This is a genomic window from Mesorhizobium sp. GW821-FHT04C10, from assembly GCF_059420305.1.
The window spans coordinates 2,549,987-2,573,936 of record NZ_JBWKTL010000001.1; the positions used below are offsets into that span (position 1 = coordinate 2,549,987).

Genomic DNA, 23,950 nt, shown 5'->3' on the forward strand with positions numbered 1-23,950 from the left:
GGGCTATGGGCGATAGGGGTGATCAACGTCAAGCCCTGTAAGGCTGCATGCGTGGCGCTCAGTCCTTGTTGCCGAAGAGTTTCTTCAGCATGGCGGCCATCGGGCCGGATTCCGGCAATTTGACCGCCGGCTGCTGCGGACGCGCCTGGCGGACGTGACTTTGCTGCTTGGGTTCCTGCTTCCGCGCCGGCTTTTCCGGTTCGGGCGCGGCCTTGCCCTGGACGGCGAGGGCGGCCTTGTTCATGAAGCCGGATTCGTCGCCCTTGACGATCATGGCGGCGTTGTCTGCGATCGCGTCGAGCAAGGGATCGAGCCATTCGCGGTCGGCCTTGGCGAAGTCGCCGAGCACATGGTGCTGGACCATTTCCTTGACACCGGGGTGGCCGACGCCGATGCGCACGCGGCGATAGGCGTTGCCAACATGGCCATCGATCGAGCGGATACCATTATGGCCGCCGGCGCCGCCGCCGGTCTTGATGCGAAGCTTGCCTTCGGCAAGGTCGATCTCGTCATAGAAGACGGTGAGCGCGGAAACGTCGAGCTTGTAGAAGCGCAGTGCTTCGCCGACCGACTGGCCGGACAGGTTCATGAAGGTCTGCGGCTTGATCAGGATGATCTTTTCGCCACCGAGCGTGCCCTCGGCGATCAGCCCCTGGAATTTCTTCGACCAGGGCGAAAAGGAATGGCGGCGGGCGATAGCGTCCGCCGCCATGAAGCCGACATTGTGCCGGTTATCAGCGTATTTCGCGCCCGGATTGCCGAGGCCTGCAAAGACAAGCATCGTCTGCTCCGGGCGGGAAAGAGTTACTTCTCTTCGGCGGCGGGAGCCGCCTCAGGTGCGGCCTCGGCCGTCTCTTCCGTCTCCGGCTTCATCGCCGACGAACCGGCAATGGTCGCGATGGTGAAATCGCGATCGGAGATCACCGGCTTGACGCCGGCCGGCAGCTTGACCGCCGAGATGTGGATCGAGTCGCCGATATTGGTGCCGGTGAGATCGACGGTGATGAATTCCGGGATCGCATTGGCCGGGCAGTGGAACTCGACTTCGTGACGCACGATGTTGAGCACGCCGCCGCGCTTGATGCCGGGCGACTTGTCCTCATTGATGAAGTGGACAGGCACGTCAACATTGACCTCGGTGTCCTTGCCGATGCGCAGGAAGTCGACATGGACAGGGAAATCCTTGACCGGGTCGAGCTGGAAGTCCTTCGGCAGGACCTGGATCTTCTTGCCGTCGACATCGATCGTGGCGACCGTGGTCAGGAACCCGCCGCCATGGATCTTGTAGTAGATGTCCTTGTAGGTGAGAGCGATCGCCAGGGGAGGCTGCTTGTCACCATAGATTACTGCAGGCACTTTACCGTTGCGGCGAACTGCACGGGCGGACCCCTTACCGACCTGTTCGCGCGCTTCGGCCTTGAGCTCGTAAGTATCGTGGCTCATGGCTTTTCCTTTCGCGTGTTATGGAGCGTTCGCGGTGGGCAATGTGCCCTAGCCGTAAACGTCGAAAGCCGCCGGTCCTGGATTTCCGAATGAAGGCTACCGCTTTGAGACGGACCTTTGTTCGGGATCACAAGGGAAGGCAGCCTTCCGCCGCGTTGCCTCCAAGGGTGTCTACGCGGGTGGCGGCTCTATAGCGGAAGGCAGCGAGAGGCGCAAGCGGTTGGGCTGTAAGGCTTGAAAGGCAGTTCCAGGATCGACGATATACCCGGATAGTCTCATCATCCGACAGTCCGCCAAGGAGTCGCCAAGCCTGCGTTGGGAGAGGCAACGACCGATGGCAGGCATCATTGCCGCGACATAGGTTTTGACAACCAGCGGCGAAGCTTTTGGGTCAAAGTGCGTTTGGATCGTGCCCGGAAGGTAATTTGCACGCGCCAATCAGGAATATCATTCGCGGATTCCGTGCTTGCCGTCCGAGCCTTCCGCGCCAGCCATGGCACGTCGACAAGCGCGCATCCATTGGCCCGCAGCCGGTTGGTGAGCATCTGCTCATTGAGAATAGCCCGGGCCTTGCTTTCGAAAAACGGTAGCGTTTCCGCCGTAAGATCGAACCTTGAATGCCAGACTACCTCTTTGCCGGCTCTGTCGCCGGTGAGCCAACGCAGCAAAAACTGCTGATATTCTTGCGAGATCGGTGCGTCATCACGAAAGGGTTGCCGAGGGTTGCCGCTGAAAATCGGTGCGTTCCTCCCGACGCTTACCAAGGATCCCAGGCTGCTGAGTTGCCGCGGATGCATCAGGATGAACGAGCTGCGGAGCCAGGTCTGCGAAGCGATTCCGAAAATCGAGATGGCCTCGCCGTGAAAATCAATGCAGCCCAGCGCCCCTTGCAAGCTAAGTAACGCCCGCAACGAGCCACCATCAATCAACTTGAGATGGTCGGATGTCGATGCTGCGAAAGCCGAAGTGGCCAAGTGAATGAGATCGTAGTGATGAAGTTCGGCGCCGATACGGTTGATGCCGAAGTCCCACGCGGAGAACTCCCAATCTTCGTTCGACGCGCCGATCAGTTCGACCCCGCAATCGAGATCAGAGCCATGACCGACTGGCAGCGAATTGTCGATCACGAGCATGCGATGCGCCACGTCCGGCATCTGGTGGGCGAACATGGCTCGCAAGTCCCGCCATGCGGTCGGATACTTCTCGGTTCCGTGACGCACCAGAAGGGTCAAAACACGAAGCGGCTGGGTGTGCATGGCGAATCCGGACGCGCCGGTTTCCGGCGTCAACGCGTTCTTCCCGTCAAGCGCGAGCGGATTTTTCTCAGGGTCTTCTTGAGACGGGATGGCCGCTTCGGTCGAACTGCCGGTCCGGCGGCCTGGGCGGACGTTTGACGGCGGTCGGACCTCAACGGGTTATGAAATGCTTCCATCTCCTTGCGGACGGCGGCGAATATTGCCTCTCCCTCAGGCCCGCCGCGGGTCTCCCAAAGCTTCGCTCGGTCGGCAATATCGTAGGTTGCCTCCAATTCCGCGCAGACGGCGGCGAATGCAGCGTCGCCATCAAGGCCATCCTGCGCTTCCCATAGCTTTACCCGGTCCACTATGTCGTAGACCGCCCGCAGCAGCGCGGTGGCGACAACGTAGTCCGACCGCGACCTGGATTGAGCCAGCCAGTACGCTATGCGTTCTTGTCCGAAAGTCTCCAAGGGGGTGCTGGCGTCGAAGAACGAGACCCTGTCTCGCTCGCTCGTATAACGATTGGTTTTTTCAATCCATTGATGCGCATCCCGATGCGACAGATTGTGGATGCACACGCCTCCATCATGCGGGACATCGTAGACTTCGCCCGTTATTCGCCCAACCTCTTCATGCAGCGTCGAGACGAATTCCGCCGCGCCGCGGCGAAAGGCGCGCACATTGTAGGACGGCCAGTAATATGCATCATCGTCGTGGCGTCCCATAATGTATTCGCGCTTGGGCATGCGAAACACGCCAGCCGGATGGGAGCCGGCATTTTCCCTTACCCAGCGAATAGCCTCGACGCTGAGGCATTCGTCGTGATCCAGATAGAGTATGAAGTCGTGTGAACATGCATCGTAGGCGACAAACCGCGTCTCGGTGGGCAATGGCGACCAGGGCACGGAGATGACTTTGTCGGCAAAGCCGGCCGCGACGGCAGCCGTGCCGTCAGTGGATGATTTGTCGACAACAATGAGCTCATCGACAAAGCGCAAGGAGCGCAAGCAAGTCTTGAGAATTTCTCCACTGTTATAGGTTATGACGAAGCCACTTATCTTGGGGCTGTTGACACCCATTACCGCACCTTTGCCGCAGAATTTCTCGGGCTATACCCTACAGGAATAGAGGGCCCATAGGTCAATTCCGCGCGAATCATAGCTCCAGTTTCGTTCGCGCGGGTCTGAACACAAGAGGGCGAACGAAGTAAGTATTTCGGTTCCGTTTGATTGCAAGTCCGTGCAACGAGCGCTGCGATTGGCTGGCCCGCACTCATCAAGCCAATCGACGTTGCCATGACGCAAACGCAATCCGCTTTCGCGCCGCATCCGCCGCGAGCGCAGTTCAAGCTGCGCCGAGGCACTCAAGCTTCAGCTGGTGGCGGCCAGATTGCCGCTCAACGCGTCGCGCAGCGCCTGGACCTGGCGGTTCAGGGTATCGAGCTCGGCGAGCGTCATGCCCGAACGCTCGATCAGCGTCTCGTTCAGGCAGTTGCACTGGACGAGCAGCGCGCGCCCGGCCGGTGTCAGGTCGACCTGGACCTGGCGCTCGTCGGTCTGGCTGCGCTGGCGGGTGACAAGGCCAGCCTGTTCCATGCGCTTGACCAGCGGCGTGACGGTGCTTGATTCCAAGGCCAGCCGGTGGGCGATGCCGCCGACCGACATGCCATCGGCCTCGCCCAGTGCGTTCAGCACGAGATACTGCGGATAGGTGATCCCCATCTCGTCCAGCATCGGCTTGTAGGTGCGGTTGATCGCCATGCTGGTGGCATAGAGTGTGAAGCAGAGCTGGTTGTCCAACGGGAGAGGCACGACGCGTTCCTTGTTTGCCGACGTAGGAAATTCGCTACCACGAAAAATGATATCGCGATACATATTTTTGTAGACAGGGGTTCAAGGCTGCGCTAGCCATATAGATATCGCGATATTGTTTATCGCGAAAACAATCAAAGGAGATTGAGATGGCTTCGCAGACAAAATCTGGTTCCGGCAGCGGCACGATCACCACCAAGGACGGCACGCAGATTTTCTACAAGGATTGGGGAACCGGCCAGCCCATCGTCTTCCATCATGGCTGGCCGCTGAGCAGCGATGACTGGGACGCCCAGATGCTGTTCTTTCTGGCACAAGGCTACCGCGTCATCGCCCATGACCGGCGCGGCCATGGCCGCTCGACGCAGACGGATATCGGCAACGAGATGGACACCTACGCCGCCGATGTCGCTGAACTCGCGGCGCATCTCGACCTCAAGAACGCCATCCATGTCGGCCATTCGACCGGCGGCGGCGAAGTGGCACGCTATGTGGCACGGTATGGTTCGGGCGGCCGCGTCGCCAAGGCGGTGCTGATCGGCGCGGTGCCGCCGATCATGCTCAAGACCGCGGCCAACCCCGGCGGCCTGCCGATAGAAGTCTTCGACGGGTTCCGCACTGCCCAGGCGGCCAATCGCGCCCAGTTCTTCCGCGACGTTCCGGCCGGTCCGTTCTATGGCTTCAACCGTCCGGGTGCCGAGGTTTCGCAGGGCGTCGTCGACAATTGGTGGCGTCAGGGCATGATGGGCGGCACCAAGGCGCATTATGATTGCATCAAGGCGTTCTCGGAAACCGACTTCACCGAGGATCTGAAGGCAATCGACGTGCCGGTGCTGGTCATGCATGGCGATGACGACCAGATCGTCCCCATCGCCGACTCGGCGCTGCTGTCGATCAAGCTGCTCAAGAAGGGCGAGCTCAAGGTCTACAAGGGTTTCCCGCACGGCATGGCGACCACCCACGCCGATGTCATCAACGCCGACCTGTTGGCCTTCTTCAAGGCATAGGCCGCACCCGGTATAAAGCGGCACCCGCCATTGCGGCGGGTGCTTCGGTCGGCTTCAGACGGTGCTCATGCCGAATGCGCGCCTGGCAGCGCTGGCGACCTGTCGCAGTTGGACGTCAGCCGGGCGTTGCATTGCGCGCGGCCGTGAACGATAGTTTCTTGACCGGACAGGCGAGAGACATTGGATCGAGCCTTGTGCCGTCCGCCGGCTCCGGCATTCGTGATCCGGAGGATGGAAGATGAACGCGGAATCGATCGACTACAACGGCCTGATGCAGGCTAACCTTACGCGGGTATTCGGCGAACGCGACGCCGACCGGCGCCTTGTGGCGATCCGCGAACTCTATGCCGGCGATGCCGTGCTTTACGAGCCGGATGCTTCGGCAACGGGCCATGCCGCCATTAATCATTCGGTGAGTAAGCTGCTGTCGAGCCTGCCGCCGACCTTTGCCTTCACGGCGACGGGCCCTGCCGTCGGCCATCATGGCGTCGGGCGGTTGCGCTGGCAATCCGGGCCGCTCAACGGCCCCGTCGCCGTCACCGGAATCGATGTCGCGCATTTCCACGGCAACCTCATCCAGTCGCTTTTTGTTTTTCTCGACCCCGCCGGCGGCTGACGCGCCCGTTTACTGAACGAGTTGCCATGCCCAAAACCTGGCTGGAAGCCTTGCTTCGCCGTGTGAAAGGGCGGGCAACGCGGCGTCTCATCTTATCGACGCCTACGTCCCTAGAGCTCTTTGTTTTGACGCAATTCCCAAGGGCAAGCGCTACGCGCTTGTCCCGGGAAAACCGTTTCACACTTTTCCTGGAATTGCTCTAGGCTTTTCTCGCTTCCTTCATGTTCGGCAGGAACACCGTCAGCAGGCCCAGGAACGGCAAATACGAGCAGATCTGGAAGACGAAATCGATGCCTTTCATGTCGGCGACGACGCCGAGCACGGCGGCCGCGATGCCGCCCATGCCGAAGGCGAAGCCGAAGAAGATGCCGGCGATCATGCCGACGCGGCCCGGCACCAGTTCCTGTGCGAAGACGACGATGTTGGAGAAGGCCGACGACAGGATCAGTCCGATCAGCACGGTCAGCACCATCGTCCATTCCAGATTGGCGTAGGGGAGCGCCAGCGTGAAGGGCAGGACACCGACGATCGAGAACCAGATCATCGCCTTCTGTCCGTAGCGGTCGCCGAATGGGCCGCCGAGCAGGATGCCGAGCGCCGAGGCGCCGAGGAACAGGAACAGCATCACCTGGCTCATCTGCACCGACACCCCGAACTTATGGATGGAGTAGAAGGTATAGTAGCTGGCGAGGCTGGCGATATAGGCGTTCTTGCTGAGCACCAGCAGGGTCAGCACGATCAATGCCGACATCACCTTGCGGCGCGGGAAGGGGGAGACGAAGCTTGCCGCCTTGCGGTTGCCTTGCGCGGCGCGCAGACGGCTGTACCAGCCGCCGACCTGCCACAGGATGACGATGCCGATCAGCGAGCCGACGGCGAACCAGGCGATGCTGGTCTGGCCGAACGGCACGACGATGAAGGCGGCCAGCAAGGGGCCCATGGACTGGCCGAAATTGCCGCCGACCTGGAACAGCGACTGTGCCAGGCCAAACCGGCCGCCGGACGCGAAGCGGGCGATGCGCGAGGATTCGGGGTGGAAGATCGCCGAGCCGATGCCGATCAGCGAGGCGCCGATGAGGAGCAGGTAGTAGTGCCCCGCATAGGCCAGTACAACCAGCCCGATCAGCGACGCCGCCATGCCGTAAGGCAGGGAATAGGGCATCGGCCGCTTGTCGGTGATCATGCCGATGATCGGCTGCAGCAGGGATGCCGTGACCTGGAAGGTGAAGGTCAAAAGGCCGATCTGCCAGAAGTCGAGGCCGTAATTGTCTTTCAGAAGCGGGTAGATGGCCGATAGCAGCGACTGCATGATGTCGTTGATGCAGTGGCACAGGCTCACCGCCAGGATGACGGTGAAGGCCGTCGCCTGGGCTGAAGCGTGACTGGCGCTCGTTGATGGCGCGACGCTGGTGGCTGTCGTATCGGTCAAGGGTGGCTCCGTGGTCTTTTTGGCGGGCACGCCCGCAGGTAATCTGGCGGCCGCTCCTGCGGCAGCCTTAGGGACGGTTGCCTTATAAGCTGCTTGCAGGGCGACTTCTTTCGTGGTTTGGTCCAATAGTTTCGCGAGTGGGCCATAGCCGATGCCACATGGCAGAGAAATCTTCCACGCCGGCAACGCCGATCTCGGCAAGTTGCACGAGAGCCGCTGGCAGTGGCTGGAACAAGTGGCCGGGCCGGCGGTGGCCTTGCCGACCGAATATCCTGACGGCTACCACGTGCCGCAACATCGACACAGCCGCAGCCAGCTGCTGCACGCTTTGGTCGGCGTCGTGCTGGTAAAGACGCGGCACGGGCGCTGGATGGTGCCGCCCGACCATGCAATGTGGATTCCGGCCGGCATCGAACATTCCGTCGAGATGCTGGGCGACGTCTCGATGCGCTCGGTCTATGTCATGCCGGGTGCGATCCCCGGGCTACCGGAAGGCTTGCGCGTCGTCGGCGTCACCGAACTGATGCACAGCCTGATCGTGGAGTCGGAGAAATTGCCGCAAGGCGGCGAGTTGGAAGGACGCGGCGGGTTGATCATGAACCTGCTGCTGCATGAGATCCCGACCTTGCCGGAACGGCCGCTCGGGCTTCCATTCCCGTCCGATCCGAGGCTGGCGGCGCTGTGCCGTCGCTTCGTCGCGGCGCCTTCGCCGCATGCAACGATCGACGAATGGGCCGATGCCGTCGGCATGAGCCGGCGCTCCTTCACGCGCGCCTTCCAGCGCCAGACCGGCCTGTCCTTGTCGACATGGCGCCAACAGGCGTGCCTGTTCGCGGCGCTGCCGAGGCTCGCCGATGGCGAGCCCATCACCAGGGTGGCGCTCGACTTGGGCTATGACAGCGTGCCGGCCTTCATCACCATGTTCAAGCGCATGCTGGGCTCCTCGCCGCGCGGCTATATGCGCGGCGCGCGCGACAATGGCGAAAGTGTTCGTCGGCCAAACGTGCCGGCGCGGCTGGAAGGTCCTGCAGCCTAGAGCAATTCCAGGAAAAGTGTGGGCGGTTTTCCCGGGACAAGCGCGTAGCGCTTGCCCTTGGGAATTGCGTAAAAACAAATAGTTAGAGCGGTTCTGCGATTCCGTGAAACGCTCTAGTCTAGAGCAATTCCAGGAAAAGTGTGGGCGGTTTTCCCGGGACAAGCGCGTAGCGCTTGCCCTTGGGAATTGCGTCAGAACGAAGAGTTGGAGCGGTTCGCCGTTTCCATGAAATGGTGAAACGCTCCAGACTAGTCAAACAGGCTCGACACCGATTCCTCGGTCGCCGTGCGCGAGATCGCCTCGCCCATCAGGTCGGCGATCGAGATGACGCGGATGTTGGGGGCGTCGAGCACGCCTTGCGTCGGCTGGATGGAATCGGTGATCACCAGTTCCTGCAGCTTCGAGCCGCTGATACGGGCGACAGCGCCACCCGACAGCACGCCATGGGTGATATAGGCGGTGACGCTGGTGGCGCCGTTGGCCAGGAGCGCATCGGCGGCGTTGCACAGCGTACCGCCGGAATCGACGATATCGTCGATCAGCAGGCAATCCTTGCCGGCCACCGCGCCGATGATGTTCATCACTTCCGATTCGCCCGGGCGCTCACGGCGCTTGTCGACGATGGCCAGTTGCGCGTCGAAGCGCTTGGCCAATGCGCGGGCCCTGACCACGCCGCCAATGTCGGGCGACACCACCACGACGTTGCCGAGCTGCTTGTATTTCGCCTTCACGTCGCGGGCCATCACCGGCACCGAGAACAGATTGTCGGTCGGGATGTCGAAGAAGCCCTGGATCTGGCCGGCATGCAGGTCGAGCGTCAGAACGCGGTCGACACCGGCGCGGGTGATCATGTTGGCGACCAGCTTGGCCGAGATCGGCGTGCGGCCCGAGGCACGGCGATCCTGCCTGGCATAGCCGAAGTAAGGAATCACCGCCGTGATGCGCCGGGCCGAGGAGCGCATGAAGGCATCGATCATGATGAGCAGTTCCATCAGATGATCGTTGGTCGGGAACGAGGTCGACTGCAGGATGAAGACATCCTCGCCGCGCACGTTTTCCTGGATTTCGACGAAGATTTCCTGGTCGGCGAAGCGCCTGACGCTGGCCTTGCCCAGCGGGATGTTGAGATAGCGGGCGACCGCTTCGGCCAGCACCCTGTTGGAATTGCCCGCGAAGAGTTTCATGCACCGTTCCTGGTGGGGGATGGGAAGGCCTGACAGACTCTCCCGCACCTTTTAATCGGGCTTTTAGCGGCCCGCGCTGGTATTGCAAGCGCCGAGATCGGGAATCCGCCGGCTAAGCTGAAGAAAGGTTCGTGCCATCGCCGAGAGGCAACACTCGAGCATGCCTTGTCAGCCTGCCTTGCCGCCCAGAAATGCCGCGAACTGGTCGATGGTCTGGTCGGCGATCGCCTGCATGGTGGCCGGCGAGACGCCCTTCCAGCTGTCGGCGCCAGCGCCGGCGCCGGAATTGACCGAAGGCGCCTTCATCTGGCCGTTGATGCGGTGCAGGCGGTTGCCGGCCGGGTCGTAGACGTCCCAGACATAGATGACGGTGGTGTCCTTGCCCTCCGAAATGGCCGAGAAGTAACCTTTCAGCACATGAGTCGCGGTCTGGTCGGCGCTGCCGGCAAGCGTGATGCCGCGCTGCCTGGCGCGCGTCTGCAGTTCCGCCGTCAGCGGGGTCGCGGCCTCCACCGAAGCGCCGACGATCGGCGCGATCTGCAGCCGGGTCTTCGACAGGATGGCGGCACTTTGGGCTGAGGTAAGCGGCGTGGTGGTGGTCGCGGACGCCCCCGCCGTGGTGGTCGCAGGCGCAGCTGCCGATGGGGCGGGAATGGTGGCCGCCGTGCTGCCCGGCGCCGCCGTCGTCGAGGTCGCCGGCGGGGTGATGGCGGAAGGTTCGAGAACGTCCTTTGCGTTGGTGCAGGCGGCAAGAGCCAATGCCACAAGCAATGACACGGTCGTCACATGCGATCGTCTCATTTGCCTTCTAACTCCTTGGCGAAGAACGCCTCCCATTATGGATTCACTGTACGATCAAGTCGAGATCATGGCGGGACAGCGGCTTCGGCTGGGATTCGGTGGTCAGGTAGGTGCGGCCAAGCGTCATTGCCGTCTCGGTCTCGGAATCCATGATGATCATGTGGGCGAACAGCGTCATGTGCGGCGCGATCGGCTCGGGGTTGCCCTGGTAGAACATCGGCATGTCCATCCAGGACGGCGTGAAGCGGGCGCCGACGGAGTAGCCGCAGGCGTTCAGCCGGTGCTTGGTCAGGCCGTGTGCCTCCATGGTGCGGGCATGCGCGTCGAAGACGTCGCCGAAGCTGTTGCCCGGCGTCATCGCCTTTTCGACGGCGAGAAGAGCCGCGCGCGCTGCGTCGAACAGTTCCTGGTGGCGCTTCGAAACCTTGCCGGTCAGCACCGTACGCATCATCGGCGCATGGTAATGATGGAACACGCCGGCCCATTCGAGCGTCAGCTGGTCGTTCTTGGTCAGCTTGCGCCGGCCCGCCTTGTAGCGGCAGAGCAGCGCATCGACACCGGAGCCGATGATGAATTCATTGGCCGGATAGTCGCCGCCGCCGGCAAAGACCGCGCCCTGCATGGCAGCCAGGATCAGGGCCTCGTCGCCGCCCTGCTTGATCAGGGGCAGCGCCGCGTCCAGCGCATCGTCGGAGAGGTTGGCGGCCTTCTCGGCCTTGGCGATTTCGGCCGGGCTCTTGAACAGGCGCAGCCGCCCGACGATGCCGGACGCGTCGGCGATCTGGCCAAAGGTCTGCAACTGCTCGTCCAGCCGGCGGCCATTGTACGCGGTCAGCCCGTGGGTGTCGTATTCGACGCCGATGCGGGCGCCAAGCAAATTGAGATCGTTGAGCAAATTGCGCAGGTCGACCGCCGGGTTGGCGCCATTACGGTCGGTCCACAGCACGATGTTGTCAATGATGGAGGTGTGGCGCGCCTGGCGCAGGTCGGCCGAGCGGGTCAAGAGCACCATCGAGCCGTCGGCCTTCACCACCAGGCACTGGAAGAAACAGAAGCCGAACGTGTCGTAGCCGGTTAGCCAGTACATGCTTTCCTGCGCGAACAGCAGGATGGCGTCGAGTTTCTTCTCGGCCATCTCGATCATCAGCCGGTCGCGCCGCGCGTCAAATTCCGACCGTTCAAAATGCAGCGCCATTATTCATTCTCCAAAACGATGGCCGAAACCTGCCGGCCGTAATCGGGCTCCTTGCGGTGCGTGGTGCGCCGGTAGGAGTAGAACAGATCTTCCTCGGCATAGGTGCAGCGGCCAAGACCCTCGGCGGTCACGCCGGCCCTTGCCAGCCGGTCGACCGTATAGCTGGCGAGATCGAACATGGCGTGGCCTGATGTGGTGGAGGGCGCGAAGTAGCCGATGTTTTCGGCGTCGGCCTCGACGAAGCGGGCAATGAATTCCGGCCCGACCTCGTAATTGTCAGGGCCGATCGAGGGGCCGAGCACGGCGACGATGTTTTCGCGCCGGGCACCCAGGCCTTCCATGGCTGCGATGGTGTTTTCCAGCACGCCGGTGAAGGCGCCTTTCCAGCCGGCATGCGCCGCGCCGATGATGCGGGCCCCGGCATCCGCGAACAGCACCGGGCCGCAGTCGGCGGTCGAGGCGCCGATGGCGATGCCAGGACGGTCGGTGACGATGGCATCGGCCTTGGGCCGTTGTCCGGCAAAGGGTTCCCTGGCGATGACGACGTCGGGGGAATGGATCTGCCAGGCGGTCAACAGATGGTTCGTCGGCACGCCCATCCAGGCGGCGACACGGGCGCGGTTCTCGGCCACCAGCGTCTGATCGTCATCCGATCCGGTGCCGATGTTGAGGCCCTGGTAGATGCCGGTCGAGACGCCGCCTGCGCGGGTGAAATAGCCGTGGCGGATGCCTTGTGCCTGCGCCTTGTCCAGCAGCGGGGACCGAACGGGATCCGGTTTGGTCTGATTCAGCATGCGGGCGTTGTTGTCCGTATGGGCGGTTTCGTCAAGAAAAAGCAGAAGCGAGGCGGCCGGCGGTTCGGCCGCTCTTTTGCCGAACGGGAGATTGGAAGGGGCAGCGGCGAAAAGTCAATCCGCTGTCGCGAAGGGCCGAACGGCGGCGCCGCGCGGCACGACGGCAAGCACCTTGAACAGTTCGCCCATAGCCTGCGGCCCGGCGAGGCGCTCGACATCCTCGGTGATCTTGTCGCGAGCGGCCTGGCCGGCATCGGCGCCAAGCCGGCCGGCGCGCTCGAGTATGCCCATGCCGAGCAGGAAACCGCCCTGTGTCGACAGATGGGCGTCGAGACCATGCGCGCGCACGATCGCGGCAAGGGCGGAGAAATCGACATGCGAGGTGAGGTCGGCCTCGCCTGGATTGGCCAGCACATCTTCGTGATTGTGTCTACGCAAGGCCTGCAGCGTGTCGCCGACACCCGGCAGCAGGTGGCCATAGTCGAGGAACAGCCCGGCGCCGCCGTTTAGGGCCATGCGTTCGGCAATGGCCGCCATCAGGGCGGTGCGGGCGGGCGCCACCTCGACGATCGCCCCTTGCGGCGCTTCAGCCGCGTCGACGGGCAGCAGCGTCGGGTCGACCGAGCCGGCGCCGGCGAAGAAACAAAGGGTGTTCTCGTCATCCAGGCTCACCATGCGCTCGCGCCAGCCGGTGCCGGCGCGGACGAACTGGCGGATCGGTATGGCGTCGAACAGTTCGTTGCCGACGATAAGCAGCGGCTGATGAGGCAAGGTGTCGATGGTCTCGTGCCAGCGAACCGCAAAAGGTGTGGCGCCGAGCGTCTGTTTCTGGACTTCGGTCAGGCGTGGACTGGTCTCGATCATGGCGAAGGCGGCGCCATTGGCCAGGGTCGGATCAAGCCGCGACAGCGTGCGCAGCATGTCCTTCATCAGCGTGCCGCGACCGGGGCCGATCTCGGCGATGGTGACCGGCATCGGCCGGCCGATCGCTGTCCAAGCCTGGTAAAGCCACACGGCGACGAGTTCGCCGAACATCTGGCTGATCTCCGGCGCGGTGATGAAGTCGCCGGCGGCGCCGAACGGTTCGCGCGTCGTGTAGTAGCCGTCAGCGGGGTCGAACAGGCACAGCGCCATGTATTCGTTGACGGGAAGGGGGCCCAGCGCCTCGATCAGGTCGACGATACGGGTCTTCAGCCGCGTCATGTCGCCTGCGGCTGCGCTTGCGTCACCGGCTTGGCTGTTACCATCGCCCAGATGCCGATCAGCACCATCGGGGTCGACAGGATCATGCCCATGGTCAGCCAGTTGGTGCCAAGGAGGTAGCCGAGCTGCTGGTCGGGTTCGCGGAAGAATTCGACAAAGACGCGCGACAGACCGTAGCCGCAGATGAAGGCGCCGCCGACGAAGCGCGGCGTCTTCAGCTTGAGGCGCGAATGGGTCAGGATGCGCAGGACCAGGAACAACACCAGGCCTTCGAGCAGGGCCTCGTAGAGCTGGCTCGGATGGCGGGTGAACGGCCCGCCATTGGGGAATTCTATCGCCCAGGGCACGTCGGTCGGACGGCCCCAGAGCTCGGAATTGATGAAGTTTGCGACGCGCACCAGGCCGAGCCCGACCGGCACGCCGGCGGCCACGACATCGAACAGCGACCAGGTGCGGATGCCGCGCTTGATGGAAAACAGCGTCATGGCGAGGATGACGCCGAGCAGGCCGCCATGGAAGGACATGCCGCCCTGCCAGACCGCGAAGATGTCGAGCGGATGCTGGATATAGCGCGCCAGGTCGTAGAACAGGACATAGCCGGTGCGGCCTCCGAGCACGACGCCGATCGCCGCCCAGACGATGAAATCATCGAGGTCCTCGGGCTTCATCGGCAGCACGCCGTCGGGCCACAGTTTCGGGTTGGCCGCAAGCCGCTTGGCGTACCACCAGGCAAACAGGATGCCGACAATGTAGCCGACGCCGTACCAGTGCACCGCCAGCGGCCCGATCTGGATGAGGATCGGGTTGATGTTGGGGAAAGGCAACGAGGCCAGCGGCAGCAGGAAATATTCGTTCAACGGGGAGCTCTCGGTTGCGTTCGCATTCGGGCGCGGACCATGCGGCAGGGTTTTGGCAGGGTCAAGGCAAGCCGGTCGCCGTCAAGTGTCGCGACGGATCACCATTGCGAGCCGTCGCGCCGTGCGTGGTCAACTCACCCCTTGGCGGCCACCCATTGCCGCAATGCGTCGTTGATCCTGTCCTGCCAGCCGGGCCCGTCTTCCTGGAAATGGTCGAGCACCGCCCGGTCGATTCGGATCGAGACAAGCTCGCGGACATTCGGGGCGGTCGAGGGTTCGCGAACTGGCGCTGCCGGCTTCTTGACCGGCTTGAAGGCCGCTTCGGCGGCTGCGAACGGATTCGTCGGTCGGCGCGGGGGCGTTGCCATTGGGTGACCCTGATTGGAGCGTTCTGATGCAATAGGAGACGACAACACCATAGGCGATTTGGCGTTCTCAAGTATAGCTTGGGTCGGTTCGAGAGCTTCCCGCCGGCATGGCAGCGCCCATGCGCCATAGCAACGCAGAGGCCGCACCAGCCCTCAACGTTCTTGCATTCCTCGCCCCGCGCCACTACGTCATTTCGAGCAAGCGAGGATTTGCCATGTCGACCGGACCGAACCGCATTCTCGATGAATTCGCCAAGCTGATGACCGACGCAGCCGGGGCCGCGCAAGGCGTTCGGCGCGAGGTGGAGACCGCCTTCAAGGGCCAGGCGGAGCGTATCCTCAATTCGATGGACGTGGTGCAGCGCGAGGAATTCGAGGCCGCGCGCGAGATGGCCGCCAAGGCCCGGGACGAGAATGCCCGCCTTGCCGCCCGCATCGAGGCGCTCGAAGCGAGGCTCGCCGAACTGGCCGGCGATGCCGCACCAGCGGCGGCGGCGAAGCCCCGCGCAAAAAAATAATCGTTAAACTTTTCCACATAGTCCGAGCTTGAAAAGCGCTTTGCCGTGAATCGCTTAACGGCATTGCATGAATCTTTGTGACAGCGCCTTTCCACATGCGAATGACGCAGTGCGAAAAATTGGGCTGTTCACGCGACTCCCGATCAATAGACTGAATTTGTTGCATGATTCGGAGCAGGGTCATGCGGCCGGGCGGTGGGGTCCGGTCTGGGGTCTTTGCGTCGAGAAGTAGTCTTTAGCGCGAAGAAAGTCCTGGCCGTCCGAGTTCTAGATCAGATTGTTCGTTGTGTGTGCCCTCCCGCGGAGCGTGTGGCGGCGCTCCTCAGAACGACAGGAAGCATTCCATGGAACTTCTCGAACTCGAATTCTCCCGCGAAATCCATCCGGTGGATGTTATCGAGCAGGTGGCCCACAACAATGACTGGTCCTTCGAACGGGCCGGCGATGATGAAATTTCGATCTCGGTCGCGGGAAGCTGGACCGACTATCATGTCTCATTCTCCTGGATGGAGGATTTCGAAGCGCTGCATCTGGCCTGCGCCTTCGACATCAAGGTGCCGGAGACCCGCGCGCTGGAAGTGATGCGGCTGTTGTCGCTGATCAACGAACAGATGCTGTTCGGCCATTTCGACCTCTGGGAGCAGGAGGGCGCGATCATGTTCCGCCAGTCGCTGCTGCTGGCCGGCGGGGTCGAACCCTCAAGCCAGCAGGTCGAGGTGCTTTTGTCCTCGGCGCTGGAAGCCTGCGAATGCTATTTCCAGGCTTTCCAGTTCGTCGTCTGGTCGGGAACCTCGGCCAAGGATGCGCTGGCGGGTGTGCTGTTCGAGACCTACGGCAACGCCTGAACCTTGGTAGTATCGAAATGAGTTCAAGCCGCGAGCGTAAGCCCGAGATCAGTTTTGCCGATTTCGATCGTATCGACATCCGCGCCGGCACGATCGTCGAGGCCGAACCGTTTCCGGAAGCGCGCAAACCGGCTATCAAGCTGAAGATCGATTTCGGACCCGACATCGGGGTGAAGAAATCCTCGGCGCAGATCACCAAATATTATGCGCCGGATACGCTGGTCGGCCGACAGGTGTTCGCGGTGGTCAATTTCCCGCCACGCCAGATCGGACCGTTCATGTCGGAAGTGCTGACGCTCGGTTTTCCCGACGAGGAGGGCGCCGTGGTGCTGGGCGCCATCGAGCGCAAGGTGCCGGACGGCGGGCGCCTGTTCTAGGATGTATCGATATTCAGGTGAGGCGGGCTTGCGAGCGGCGGTCTCCTGCGCTTCCCCAGTTCTACTGCGTCGCAGTAGAACTGAGCTTACGTACCCAAAAGTACGCTCCGCTCCGGTTCTCGGAGCCCACCATTCTCGGCTCGGCCTGACCTGAATCTCAATACATCCTGTGCGCCAGGCTTCAGGCCGCCAGCTTGCGCGTTGTACCCAGCGCTTCCTCGACCGTATCCATGAACATCTCCGCGCAGGCTTTCCAACTGTAGCGCATGGCGCGTTCGCGGGCCTGGTCGCGGCTGACGTTGAGCGCTGCAAGCGAGGCTTCGCGCAAATCGTTGGAGACCGCGCCGCCAAAGCCGTCGCCGACAATGTCGATCGGGCCGGTCACCGGATAGGCGGCGACCGGCGTGCCGCTGGCCAGCGCCTCGATGATGACGTTGCCGAACGTGTCGGTGCGGCTGGGGAAGACGAAGACATCGGCCGAGGCGTAGATCTCCGCCAGTTCGTCATTGGGGCGGTGGCCAAGGAAATGCGCGTTGGGGTAGCGCGCCTTGAGCTTGGCAAGCTCCGGCCCCTCGCCGACCACCACCTTGCTGCCGGGCAGGTCGAGGTCGAGGAAGGCAGGCAGGTTCTTTTCGATGGCGACGCGGCCGACGCAGAGAAACACCGGACCGGGGAAGCCGAGATCCTTCCTCTTGTCGGGACGGAAGTGGTCGGTGTCGACGCCGCGCGTCCATGGCCTCAGCTTGTTGAAGCCGCGCGCCGAAAGGTCGTCGGCGAGCGACTGGGTGGCCACCAGCGTGCCCTGGCCGGAATTGTGGAAATCGCGCAGCCAGCGATAGGCCCAGCTCTCCGGCACCGGCAGGCGGGCGCTCAGATACTCGGGGAAGCGGGTGTGATAGCTGGTGGTGAATGGCCGGCCGGCATTGCGGCAATAGCGGCGTGCCATGATGCCGAGCGGCCCCTCGGTGACGATGTGGACGTGGTCGGCCTTGTAGCCGTCGATCAGCTTCGCGACATGGCCGGGCGTGGTCAGCGCTAGGCGGATGTCGGGATAGGTCGGCAGGGGCAGCGTGCGAAAGATGTTGGGCGTCAGGAAATCCACCGCGACGTCGAAGGATTTGAGCGTTTCGGTGAGCCGCTCGAGCGTGTGGACGACGCCGTTGACTTGCGGGCGCCAGGCGTCGGTGACCATCAATATGCGCATGGCGGCCCTTTGCTGGAAAGGTCGACGATTGCCTTGAGACGATGCCGGAACGGCGACCAGCCTGCCGCCCTCGCTTCGCTCCAGCGCACCCGGGTGGGCACGGGGTCGAAGTGAGGCGGTTGGCCCGAATCAAGTGTGGTCGCGCGCTTCATGCGCGCTCTTCACCATGATTTCATGACGGGCGGATGAAGCCTGATGCTTCGCCTGGTACTTGGGCTCGCCTAGGCCGGGACCTTGATGACCGCGCGCAGGCCGCCGAGCGGACTGTCGTCGAGGGTGATGTCGCCGCCATGGCTGCGGGCGATGTCGCGGGCGATCGACAGGCCGAGCCCGGTGCCGCTGGCATCGAGGTTGCGAGCCTCGTCCAGTCGCACGAAGGGCTTGAACACGTGCTCGCGCCTGTCGACTGGAATGCCGGGACCATCGTCGTCGACGGTGACCACAAGCGAGCCACGGCCGTGGTTGGCATTGACCTCCACCGTCTTGGCATAGCGGAATGCGTTCCCGATGACATTGGACAGCAGCCGCGCGAAGGCGTTTGGCCGTACATGCACCGTCGGGTCGCCGGAAAGCGTCGTCGACAGCTTGCATTTGCGCAAGGCGGCTTCCTCGCCGAGCTTCTGGAAATAAGCCTCGAGATCGAAACGTCCCGGGTCCTCGGAGGCTTCGCCGCGGGCAAAGGCGAGATAGCCTTCCAGCATCGACTGCATGTCATCGATGTCCTGGTTGAGCGCCGCCTTGGTCTCGGTCTTGCCGCCTGCCAGTGCCAGCTGCAGCTTGAAGCGGGTGAGGATGGTCCTGAGATCATGGCTGACGCCGGTCAGCATGGCGGTGCGCTGTTCTATCTGGCGCTCGATGCGCTCGCGCATCTGGATGAAGGCAAAGCCGGCACGGCGGACTTCCTCGGCGCCGCGCGGGCGAAAATCGCGCGGCATCGGCCGGCCCTTGCCGAAGCTTTCGGCGGCCTCGGCGAGCGTGAGGATCGGCCGGATCTGGTTGCGCAGGAAGGGGATGGCGATCATCAACAGCACCAGCGAGGTGCCGACCATCCAGATCAGGAAGATATGGGTGTTGGAGGCATAGGCCTGGCTACGGCGCACGAAGACGCGCAGCACCTTGCCTTCGAGCTGGACGCGCACCTCGACGATGTTGGAATTGCCGACCGTGTCGATCCAGAACGGCCGGTTGATCTGGCGGGTGATCTCGGCCGAGAGAACGTCGTCGAGGATCGAGAAGAACGGTTTCGGGCCGGGCGGCGGCAAGGGATCCGGCGGCAGCAAATCGACCTTCAACTGCATGCGGTCCTGCGCGATGCGGATGATGTTGGCGTAATCGGCGTCGTGCGGGTAGGTCTCGATCAGGTCGATGATGGCGGCTATGTCACGCACGGTGGCCTGCGACAGGCGCTGCGTCACCGTTGCCCAGTGGCGTTCCATGAAAACGAAGGCGACCACCGATTGCAAAAGGATCATCGGCGCGATGACGATGATCAGCGAGCGCGCATAGAGGCGCTTGGGCATGTAAAGCGAGACGAGGCGCCAGAACCGGTTCCAGATGCGCGGCACCGCCTTGAGCGCTCGCGTGGCGCGTGCGCTCAAGCCGTCAGGCCCCGGCTCTTCCAGTTCCGTCGTCGCCATTGGCTCTTTTCATTTCGTCCACGGCACTAGATCAGAAGGACGTCTGGTTCAATCGCCTTACTGATCCAACTCTTTGTTGAAGCATGATCTTTTCCGAAAACCGGTTCCCACTTTTCGGGATCATGCTCCAGAGCCGCAGCCGCCATTCTATTCCACGCTGAGCCGATACCCAATACCGCGCACGGTCTGCAGCCAGACGGGGTTGGACGGATCGCGCTCGATCTTGCGGCGCAGCCTGTTGATCTGCACGTCGATGGTGCGCTCGCCGACTTCCGAATCGTCGCCGACCAGTTCGTGGCGCGGGATGGTCTCGCCGGCCCGCGCCGCGAAGATCGCCAGGATCTCCTGCTCGCGGTCGGTCAGCTTCAGCGCCTCGCCGCCTCGCTTCAGTTCGCGCCTGGCGATCTGGAAGGTGTAGGGACCGAAGACCAGCTGTTCGACCTTCGGCGTCGTCGCCGGGCCGCCACGGCGCAGGATGTTGTTGATGCGCAGGATCAGCTCGCGCGGGTCGAAGGGCTTGGGCAGGTAATCGTCGGCGCCGGCCTCCAGTCCGGAGATGCGGCTGTCGGTCTCCGAAAGTGCGGTCAGCATCAGGATCGGCACGTTCTTTTCGGCGCGCAGCGATTTAGTGAGATCGACGCCGCTTTCGCCGGGCATCATGACATCGAGTACAAGCAGGTCGAAATCGAGGCCGGCGAGCTTGCGCCTGGCTTCGCCGGCATTGCCGGCGACGGTCACGCGAAAGCCGTTTTCGGTCAGATACTGCTTGAGAAGATTGCGGATGCGTGTGTCATCGTCGACCACAAGCAGATGCGGCGCGTCGTCGTCCGGTGCGGCCGCCTGATCGACCCTCTCAGTGCTCTCCATGGCTTTTCCCTGACATTTTTGCGGACCCAACGTCGATCTGAGCTCTCAGTTCCGGATTGACCATCGCTTCGAGGAAGCGTTCCACCAAGGTCCGTTCGGCGGCGCCGGAATCTTCCAATGCAGCACGGATGCGGCGCGACTGTGGCCGCGCCAGCGCCAGTGCCAGCGCCCGGCCCTTGGCTGTCGGGTAGAGCTCGCGCTGGCGGCGGTCGCGCGGGCCTTGCAATTGCACGACATGGTCGGTGTCGATCAGTTGCTTGAGCACCCGCGCCAGGCTCTGCTTGGTGATCTTCAGCACCTCGAGCAGTTCGGCGACCGTCAGGCCCGGCCTGCGGTTGACGAAATGCAGCACCCGGTGGTGGGCACGGCCGAAGCCATAGTCGGCCAGGATCTGGTCGGGATCGGAGGTGAAGTCGCGATAGGCGAAGAAAAACAGTTCGATGATGGCGAAGTCGATGCCGTCCTCGACTGACATCGCGGTCCTGATCGGTTTTCCGGCAGAAGGGCTTCGATCCGTCATCATTTCTCCATGGGAACGGGAGATTATGTCAGTACTATTGACGTAATTTCCCTGCAATGATAATTTTTGACAAGCTTTTGGGCGGATTGCGAACGAAAAGGCAAGTCAGGCCGGTTTTTCCGGAATTTCCTGAGTTTGCCAGAGCGCGATTATCCGCCTACGCTTCGAGACACCGGCCGGCGCCTCAAATCGCATGGCGCGGCCAAAAAGAACACGCAACGACACTGAGATATGCGGGCCGTGGCCCGCGGGAGGTTACCATGGCATCCGTTCCCTTCGACCAACTGGACGGCTTCATCTGGATGAATGGCGAGTTCGTCCAATGGGGCGACGCCAAGATCCACGTGCTGACCCACGGCCTGCACTACGCCAGCGCGGTCTTCGAGGGCGAGCGCGCCTATGGCGGCGAGATCTTCAAGCTCAACGAGCACACCGAGCGCCTGCATGAATCGGCGCGACTGCTCGGCTTCAAGATTCCCTATTCGGTCGCCGAGCTCAACGATGCCTCGGCCACGCTGTTGAAGAAGCAGGGCTTCCAGGACGCCTATGTCCGGCCGATCGCCTGGCGCGGCAGCGAGCAGATGGGCGTTTCGGCGCAGAACAACCGCATCAACGTCGCCATCGCCATCTGGCAGTGGCCGAGCTATTTCGATCCGGCGCAGAAGCTGAAGGGCATTCGCCTCGACGTGGCGGAGTGGCGCCGGCCTGACCCGCGCACAGCGCCGTCGCGGTCGAAGGCCGCCGGCCTTTACATGATCTGCACCATGTCCAAGCATGCAGCCGAAGCAAAGGGCTATGCCGACGCCATGATGCTCGACTGGCGCGGGCAAGTGGCGGAGGCAACGGGCGCAAACATCTTCTTCGTCAAGGACGGCAAGATCCATACGCCCAAGCCCGACTGCTTCCTCGACGGCATCACCCGCCGCACGGTCATTGGCCTGGCCAAGGATCGCGGCCTGGAAGTGATCGAACGCGCCATCATGCCGGAAGAACTCGAAGGCTTCGAGCAATGCTTCCTGACTGGAACGGCGGCGGAAGTAACGCCGGTTTCGGAGATCGGCCCCTACCGATTCGAGGTCGGCGAAATCGCCAAGAACCTTATGAACGACTATTCTGCCGCGGTTCAGCCCAAGCACGCGATCGCCGCAGAATAACGATAGTCACAGCTTTTCATGCAAGCAGGGGCGGTTTTCGAGCCGCCCCTTTTATTTCAGCGTTTCTGCATTTGACTTTCATCCAATTCGGCGTCTCATGATGGTGTCGGCCCGGGAGGCTGGCAGCTATGGAGGGACTAATCATATGGACATGAACACGCTTCTTCCGATCATCATCCAGATCATTACGGGCATCATCGGTGGTCAGGCGGTCGGCGCGGCAATCAAGACGGCGGCGCTGGGGCAGCTTCCCAAAATCCTGGGTGGAGCCGTTGGCGGCGTCGGCGGCGCGGCGATCCTGGGCAGCCTGCTCGGCCACGGGATTGATCCCGCTGCGGCCGCGGCGGCGACGAGCGGGCTGGGCAGCTCGCTTAACCTGCAGAACATCGTCGGTGGCGCCGGCGGCGGCGCGATCCTGACCGGCATCATCGGCGCGGTCATGGGAGCCATGAAGAAGTAAGCCTGACGGTCTCAGGTTTGTTCAAATGGGCGGCTTCGGCCGCCCATTTCTGTTTTTCAGACGACTGACTGTTCGTCTTTCGAGGGGTGGACGCGTTTCGCCGGCACCTCTACATCACGCCAGGGATACGAAAGGACGATCATGGGTCAGCTCAATGCCGGCATCGTGCCGGTCACTCAGTTTCAGCAGAACTGCACCATCCTGTTCGACATGGACGAGAAGCGTGGTGTCGTCGTCGATCCGGGTGGCGACATCGACAAGGTGCTGGCGGTGCTGAAGGACAATGCGATCAGGGCCGAGGCAATCTGGATCACGCATGGCCATATCGACCATGCCGGCGGTGCCATGGAATTGAAGGAGGCGCTCGGCATCGACATCATCGGTCCGCACGAAGCCGACAAGCCCTTGCTCGACAATCTGGAGAACCAGGGCAAGCGCTATGGCATTGTCGGCTCACGCGACTGTGTGCCCGACCGGTTCCTCACCGAGGGCGAGACCGTGTCGTTCGGCGGCCACGTCTTCGAGGTGCTGCATTGTCCCGGCCACGCGCCGGGCCACGTCGTCTACTACAACCGCGCGGCCAAGTTCGCCCATGTCGGCGACGTGCTGTTCCGGGGCTCGGTCGGCCGCACCGACCTGCCGGGCGGCGACCATGCGACGCTCATCGCCTCGATCAAGGACAAGCTGTTGCCGCTGGGCGACGATATCGGCTTCATCTGCGGCCACGGTCCCGGTGGCCGCTTTGGCGAGGAGCGCAGGACCAATCCATTCCTGACCTGAATTTCAACACATCCGGGCGCCCAACAAAAAAGCGCTGGCCTTGCGGTCAGCGCTTTTTTTCTGGGGCAGGGAAGCCCTAAGCGCTTTCGCGCTTTGTTTGGTGCAAGTCGTTGTCCCAAAACCGCTGCGCACTTTTGGGCGACATGCACTTAGTTGGCAGTGCAGAAATGCTGCTCGCCGTCATTGCCGGTGAAGGTGCCGGTGCGGGAGTTGAAGGTGCGGTAGCGGTCCGAGCAGTACTCGTACCAGTCACGCGTCCACGGTTCGGCATAGCGATCGGCATAGACCACCCGCGGCTCCGCATAGTAGCGGCGGATCGGAGCCGGGCGGATCCGCACGTCACGATCGTAATAACCGTCATCGTAGTAGCGGTCAGCGTAAGGCGGTGGCTGGTCATTGGCCAGCGCGCCACCGATCAGGGCGCCGGCTGCGAGGCCAAGCACGCCGGCGGCAATGGCGTCGCCGTTTCCGTGGTGGCGGTGATGGCGCCACTCATCGGCATTGGCCGCGGGCAGGGCCACGAGCATGGTCGCGGCCATGGCGGCGGACAGCACGGCTGTCTTGAAAATTCTGTTCATCTTGGTCTCCTTCGTACCGGGCCGTGCA

At 62.6% G+C, this 23,950-nt stretch carries 27 protein-coding genes; 9 read left to right on the top strand and 18 right to left on the bottom strand.

Annotated elements, in window-relative coordinates:
- Positions 1–58: 58 nt before the first annotated feature.
- The 5 genes from pth to AC07UC_RS12280 form a co-directional block, all read right to left on the bottom strand.
- Positions 59–781 carry an aminoacyl-tRNA hydrolase gene (pth, locus tag AC07UC_RS12260; RefSeq protein ID WP_140777318.1) on the bottom strand — a complete coding sequence of 241 codons (723 nt, stop codon included), beginning with the start codon at positions 779–781 and terminating at the stop codon, positions 59–61.
- 23 nt (positions 782–804) lie between these two features.
- Complete coding sequence (locus tag AC07UC_RS12265) at positions 805–1,443, bottom strand: 50S ribosomal protein L25/general stress protein Ctc (RefSeq protein ID WP_140777316.1); 639 nt, start codon at positions 1,441–1,443, stop codon at positions 805–807.
- Between the two features lie 344 nt (positions 1,444–1,787).
- Positions 1,788–2,732: a hypothetical protein gene (locus AC07UC_RS12270; RefSeq protein ID WP_494905908.1), complete on the bottom strand. Its 945-nt coding sequence runs from the start codon at positions 2,730–2,732 to the stop codon at positions 1,788–1,790.
- On the bottom strand, positions 2,729–3,760 hold the full coding sequence (locus tag AC07UC_RS12275; protein ID WP_494905910.1) for a glycosyltransferase: 1,032 nt from the start codon (positions 3,758–3,760) through the stop codon (positions 2,729–2,731). Before AC07UC_RS12275 ends, AC07UC_RS12270 begins: the two co-directional genes overlap by 4 nt.
- A 291-nt stretch (positions 3,761–4,051) precedes the next feature.
- On the bottom strand, positions 4,052–4,492 hold the full coding sequence (locus tag AC07UC_RS12280) for a MarR family winged helix-turn-helix transcriptional regulator (RefSeq protein ID WP_140777312.1): 441 nt from the start codon (positions 4,490–4,492) through the stop codon (positions 4,052–4,054).
- A 149-nt stretch (positions 4,493–4,641) separates the two neighbouring features.
- Here AC07UC_RS12280 and AC07UC_RS12285 point away from each other — a divergent pair, with 149 nt between their 5' ends.
- Together AC07UC_RS12285 and AC07UC_RS12290 are read left to right on the top strand one after the other, a co-directional pair.
- Positions 4,642–5,499, top strand: coding sequence for an alpha/beta fold hydrolase (locus tag AC07UC_RS12285; RefSeq protein WP_202326127.1), 858 nt, complete (start codon positions 4,642–4,644; stop codon positions 5,497–5,499).
- Positions 5,500–5,737: 238 nt separating this feature from the next.
- The gene (locus AC07UC_RS12290) at positions 5,738–6,115 is read left to right on the top strand and encodes a nuclear transport factor 2-like protein (protein WP_202326128.1); all 378 of its coding nucleotides are present in this window, start codon (positions 5,738–5,740) and stop codon (positions 6,113–6,115) included.
- A 199-nt stretch (positions 6,116–6,314) separates the two neighbouring features.
- Here the strand turns inward: AC07UC_RS12290 and AC07UC_RS12295 are convergent, their stop codons facing one another.
- Positions 6,315–7,544, bottom strand: coding sequence for an MFS transporter (locus AC07UC_RS12295; protein ID WP_181180172.1), 1,230 nt, complete (start codon positions 7,542–7,544; stop codon positions 6,315–6,317).
- A 151-nt stretch (positions 7,545–7,695) separates the two neighbouring features.
- Here AC07UC_RS12295 and AC07UC_RS12300 point away from each other — a divergent pair, with 151 nt between their 5' ends.
- Entirely contained in the window at positions 7,696–8,580 is an 885-nt protein-coding gene (locus AC07UC_RS12300) for an AraC family transcriptional regulator (protein ID WP_494905913.1), read from the top strand.
- 248 nt (positions 8,581–8,828) lie between these two features.
- Here the strand turns inward: AC07UC_RS12300 and AC07UC_RS12305 are convergent, their stop codons facing one another.
- The 7 genes from AC07UC_RS12305 to AC07UC_RS12335 form a co-directional block, all read right to left on the bottom strand.
- Positions 8,829–9,764, bottom strand: coding sequence for a ribose-phosphate pyrophosphokinase (locus tag AC07UC_RS12305; protein WP_097572321.1), 936 nt, complete (start codon positions 9,762–9,764; stop codon positions 8,829–8,831).
- A 168-nt stretch (positions 9,765–9,932) separates the two neighbouring features.
- Entirely contained in the window at positions 9,933–10,565 is a 633-nt protein-coding gene (locus AC07UC_RS12310) for a hypothetical protein (RefSeq protein ID WP_494905916.1), read from the bottom strand.
- A 43-nt stretch (positions 10,566–10,608) separates the two neighbouring features.
- Positions 10,609–11,760 carry a M24 family metallopeptidase gene (locus AC07UC_RS12315; protein WP_140777284.1) on the bottom strand — a complete coding sequence of 384 codons (1,152 nt, stop codon included), beginning with the start codon at positions 11,758–11,760 and terminating at the stop codon, positions 10,609–10,611.
- Positions 11,760–12,554, bottom strand: coding sequence for a peptidoglycan editing factor PgeF (gene pgeF, locus AC07UC_RS12320; RefSeq protein ID WP_494905918.1), 795 nt, complete (start codon positions 12,552–12,554; stop codon positions 11,760–11,762). Before pgeF ends, AC07UC_RS12315 begins: the two co-directional genes overlap by 1 nt.
- A gap of 114 nt (positions 12,555–12,668) precedes the next feature.
- The gene (locus tag AC07UC_RS12325) at positions 12,669–13,757 is read right to left on the bottom strand and encodes a class I SAM-dependent methyltransferase (protein WP_494905920.1); all 1,089 of its coding nucleotides are present in this window, start codon (positions 13,755–13,757) and stop codon (positions 12,669–12,671) included.
- Positions 13,754–14,614, bottom strand: a complete 861-nt coding sequence (lgt, locus tag AC07UC_RS12330) for a prolipoprotein diacylglyceryl transferase (protein ID WP_202326133.1) — start codon at positions 14,612–14,614, stop codon at positions 13,754–13,756. Before lgt ends, AC07UC_RS12325 begins: the two co-directional genes overlap by 4 nt.
- A 134-nt stretch (positions 14,615–14,748) precedes the next feature.
- Positions 14,749–14,982, bottom strand: a complete 234-nt coding sequence (locus tag AC07UC_RS12335) for a BrnA antitoxin family protein (protein ID WP_019860643.1) — start codon at positions 14,980–14,982, stop codon at positions 14,749–14,751.
- 215 nt (positions 14,983–15,197) lie between these two features.
- On the opposite strand from AC07UC_RS12335, the gene AC07UC_RS12340 reads away from it, so the two are divergent.
- The 3 genes from AC07UC_RS12340 (at position 15,198) to AC07UC_RS12350 (ending at position 16,722) form a co-directional block, all read left to right on the top strand.
- On the top strand, positions 15,198–15,500 hold the full coding sequence (locus AC07UC_RS12340) for an accessory factor UbiK family protein (protein ID WP_494908924.1): 303 nt from the start codon (positions 15,198–15,200) through the stop codon (positions 15,498–15,500).
- Positions 15,501–15,844: 344 nt separating this feature from the next.
- Positions 15,845–16,345: a type III secretion system chaperone family protein gene (locus tag AC07UC_RS12345; protein WP_013893499.1), complete on the top strand. Its 501-nt coding sequence runs from the start codon at positions 15,845–15,847 to the stop codon at positions 16,343–16,345.
- Between the two features lie 17 nt (positions 16,346–16,362).
- Positions 16,363–16,722 (top strand): tRNA-binding protein, encoded by a 360-nt coding sequence (locus AC07UC_RS12350; protein ID WP_494905923.1) that lies wholly within the window; start codon positions 16,363–16,365, stop codon positions 16,720–16,722.
- A 181-nt stretch (positions 16,723–16,903) separates the two neighbouring features.
- On the opposite strand, the gene AC07UC_RS12355 is transcribed toward AC07UC_RS12350, so the two are convergent.
- The 4 genes from AC07UC_RS12355 to AC07UC_RS12370 form a co-directional block, all read right to left on the bottom strand.
- The gene (locus AC07UC_RS12355; protein ID WP_202326137.1) at positions 16,904–17,926 is read right to left on the bottom strand and encodes a glycosyltransferase family 4 protein; all 1,023 of its coding nucleotides are present in this window, start codon (positions 17,924–17,926) and stop codon (positions 16,904–16,906) included.
- 221 nt (positions 17,927–18,147) lie between these two features.
- Positions 18,148–19,563 carry an ATP-binding protein gene (locus AC07UC_RS12360; RefSeq protein ID WP_140777271.1) on the bottom strand — a complete coding sequence of 472 codons (1,416 nt, stop codon included), beginning with the start codon at positions 19,561–19,563 and terminating at the stop codon, positions 18,148–18,150.
- Between the two features lie 147 nt (positions 19,564–19,710).
- Entirely contained in the window at positions 19,711–20,430 is a 720-nt protein-coding gene (locus tag AC07UC_RS12365) for a response regulator (RefSeq protein WP_115142172.1), read from the bottom strand.
- Positions 20,417–20,950 carry a MarR family winged helix-turn-helix transcriptional regulator gene (locus tag AC07UC_RS12370; RefSeq protein ID WP_494905925.1) on the bottom strand — a complete coding sequence of 178 codons (534 nt, stop codon included), beginning with the start codon at positions 20,948–20,950 and terminating at the stop codon, positions 20,417–20,419. The genes AC07UC_RS12365 and AC07UC_RS12370 overlap by 14 nt, the downstream gene beginning before the upstream one ends.
- Positions 20,951–21,210: 260 nt before the next feature.
- Here AC07UC_RS12370 and AC07UC_RS12375 point away from each other — a divergent pair, with 260 nt between their 5' ends.
- The 3 genes from AC07UC_RS12375 to AC07UC_RS12385 all read left to right on the top strand — a co-directional run bounded on the left by AC07UC_RS12375 (position 21,211) and on the right by AC07UC_RS12385 (position 23,344).
- Positions 21,211–22,104 carry a branched-chain amino acid aminotransferase gene (locus AC07UC_RS12375; protein ID WP_140777267.1) on the top strand — a complete coding sequence of 298 codons (894 nt, stop codon included), beginning with the start codon at positions 21,211–21,213 and terminating at the stop codon, positions 22,102–22,104.
- A gap of 145 nt (positions 22,105–22,249) precedes the next feature.
- Positions 22,250–22,564, top strand: coding sequence for a hypothetical protein (locus AC07UC_RS12380; protein WP_140777265.1), 315 nt, complete (start codon positions 22,250–22,252; stop codon positions 22,562–22,564).
- Between the two features lie 141 nt (positions 22,565–22,705).
- Positions 22,706–23,344, top strand: coding sequence for an MBL fold metallo-hydrolase (locus tag AC07UC_RS12385; RefSeq protein ID WP_494905927.1), 639 nt, complete (start codon positions 22,706–22,708; stop codon positions 23,342–23,344).
- A gap of 149 nt (positions 23,345–23,493) precedes the next feature.
- On the opposite strand, the gene AC07UC_RS12390 is transcribed toward AC07UC_RS12385, so the two are convergent.
- The gene (locus AC07UC_RS12390) at positions 23,494–23,922 is read right to left on the bottom strand and encodes a BA14K family protein (RefSeq protein ID WP_140777261.1); all 429 of its coding nucleotides are present in this window, start codon (positions 23,920–23,922) and stop codon (positions 23,494–23,496) included.
- Between the last annotated feature and the right edge of the window lie 28 nt (positions 23,923–23,950).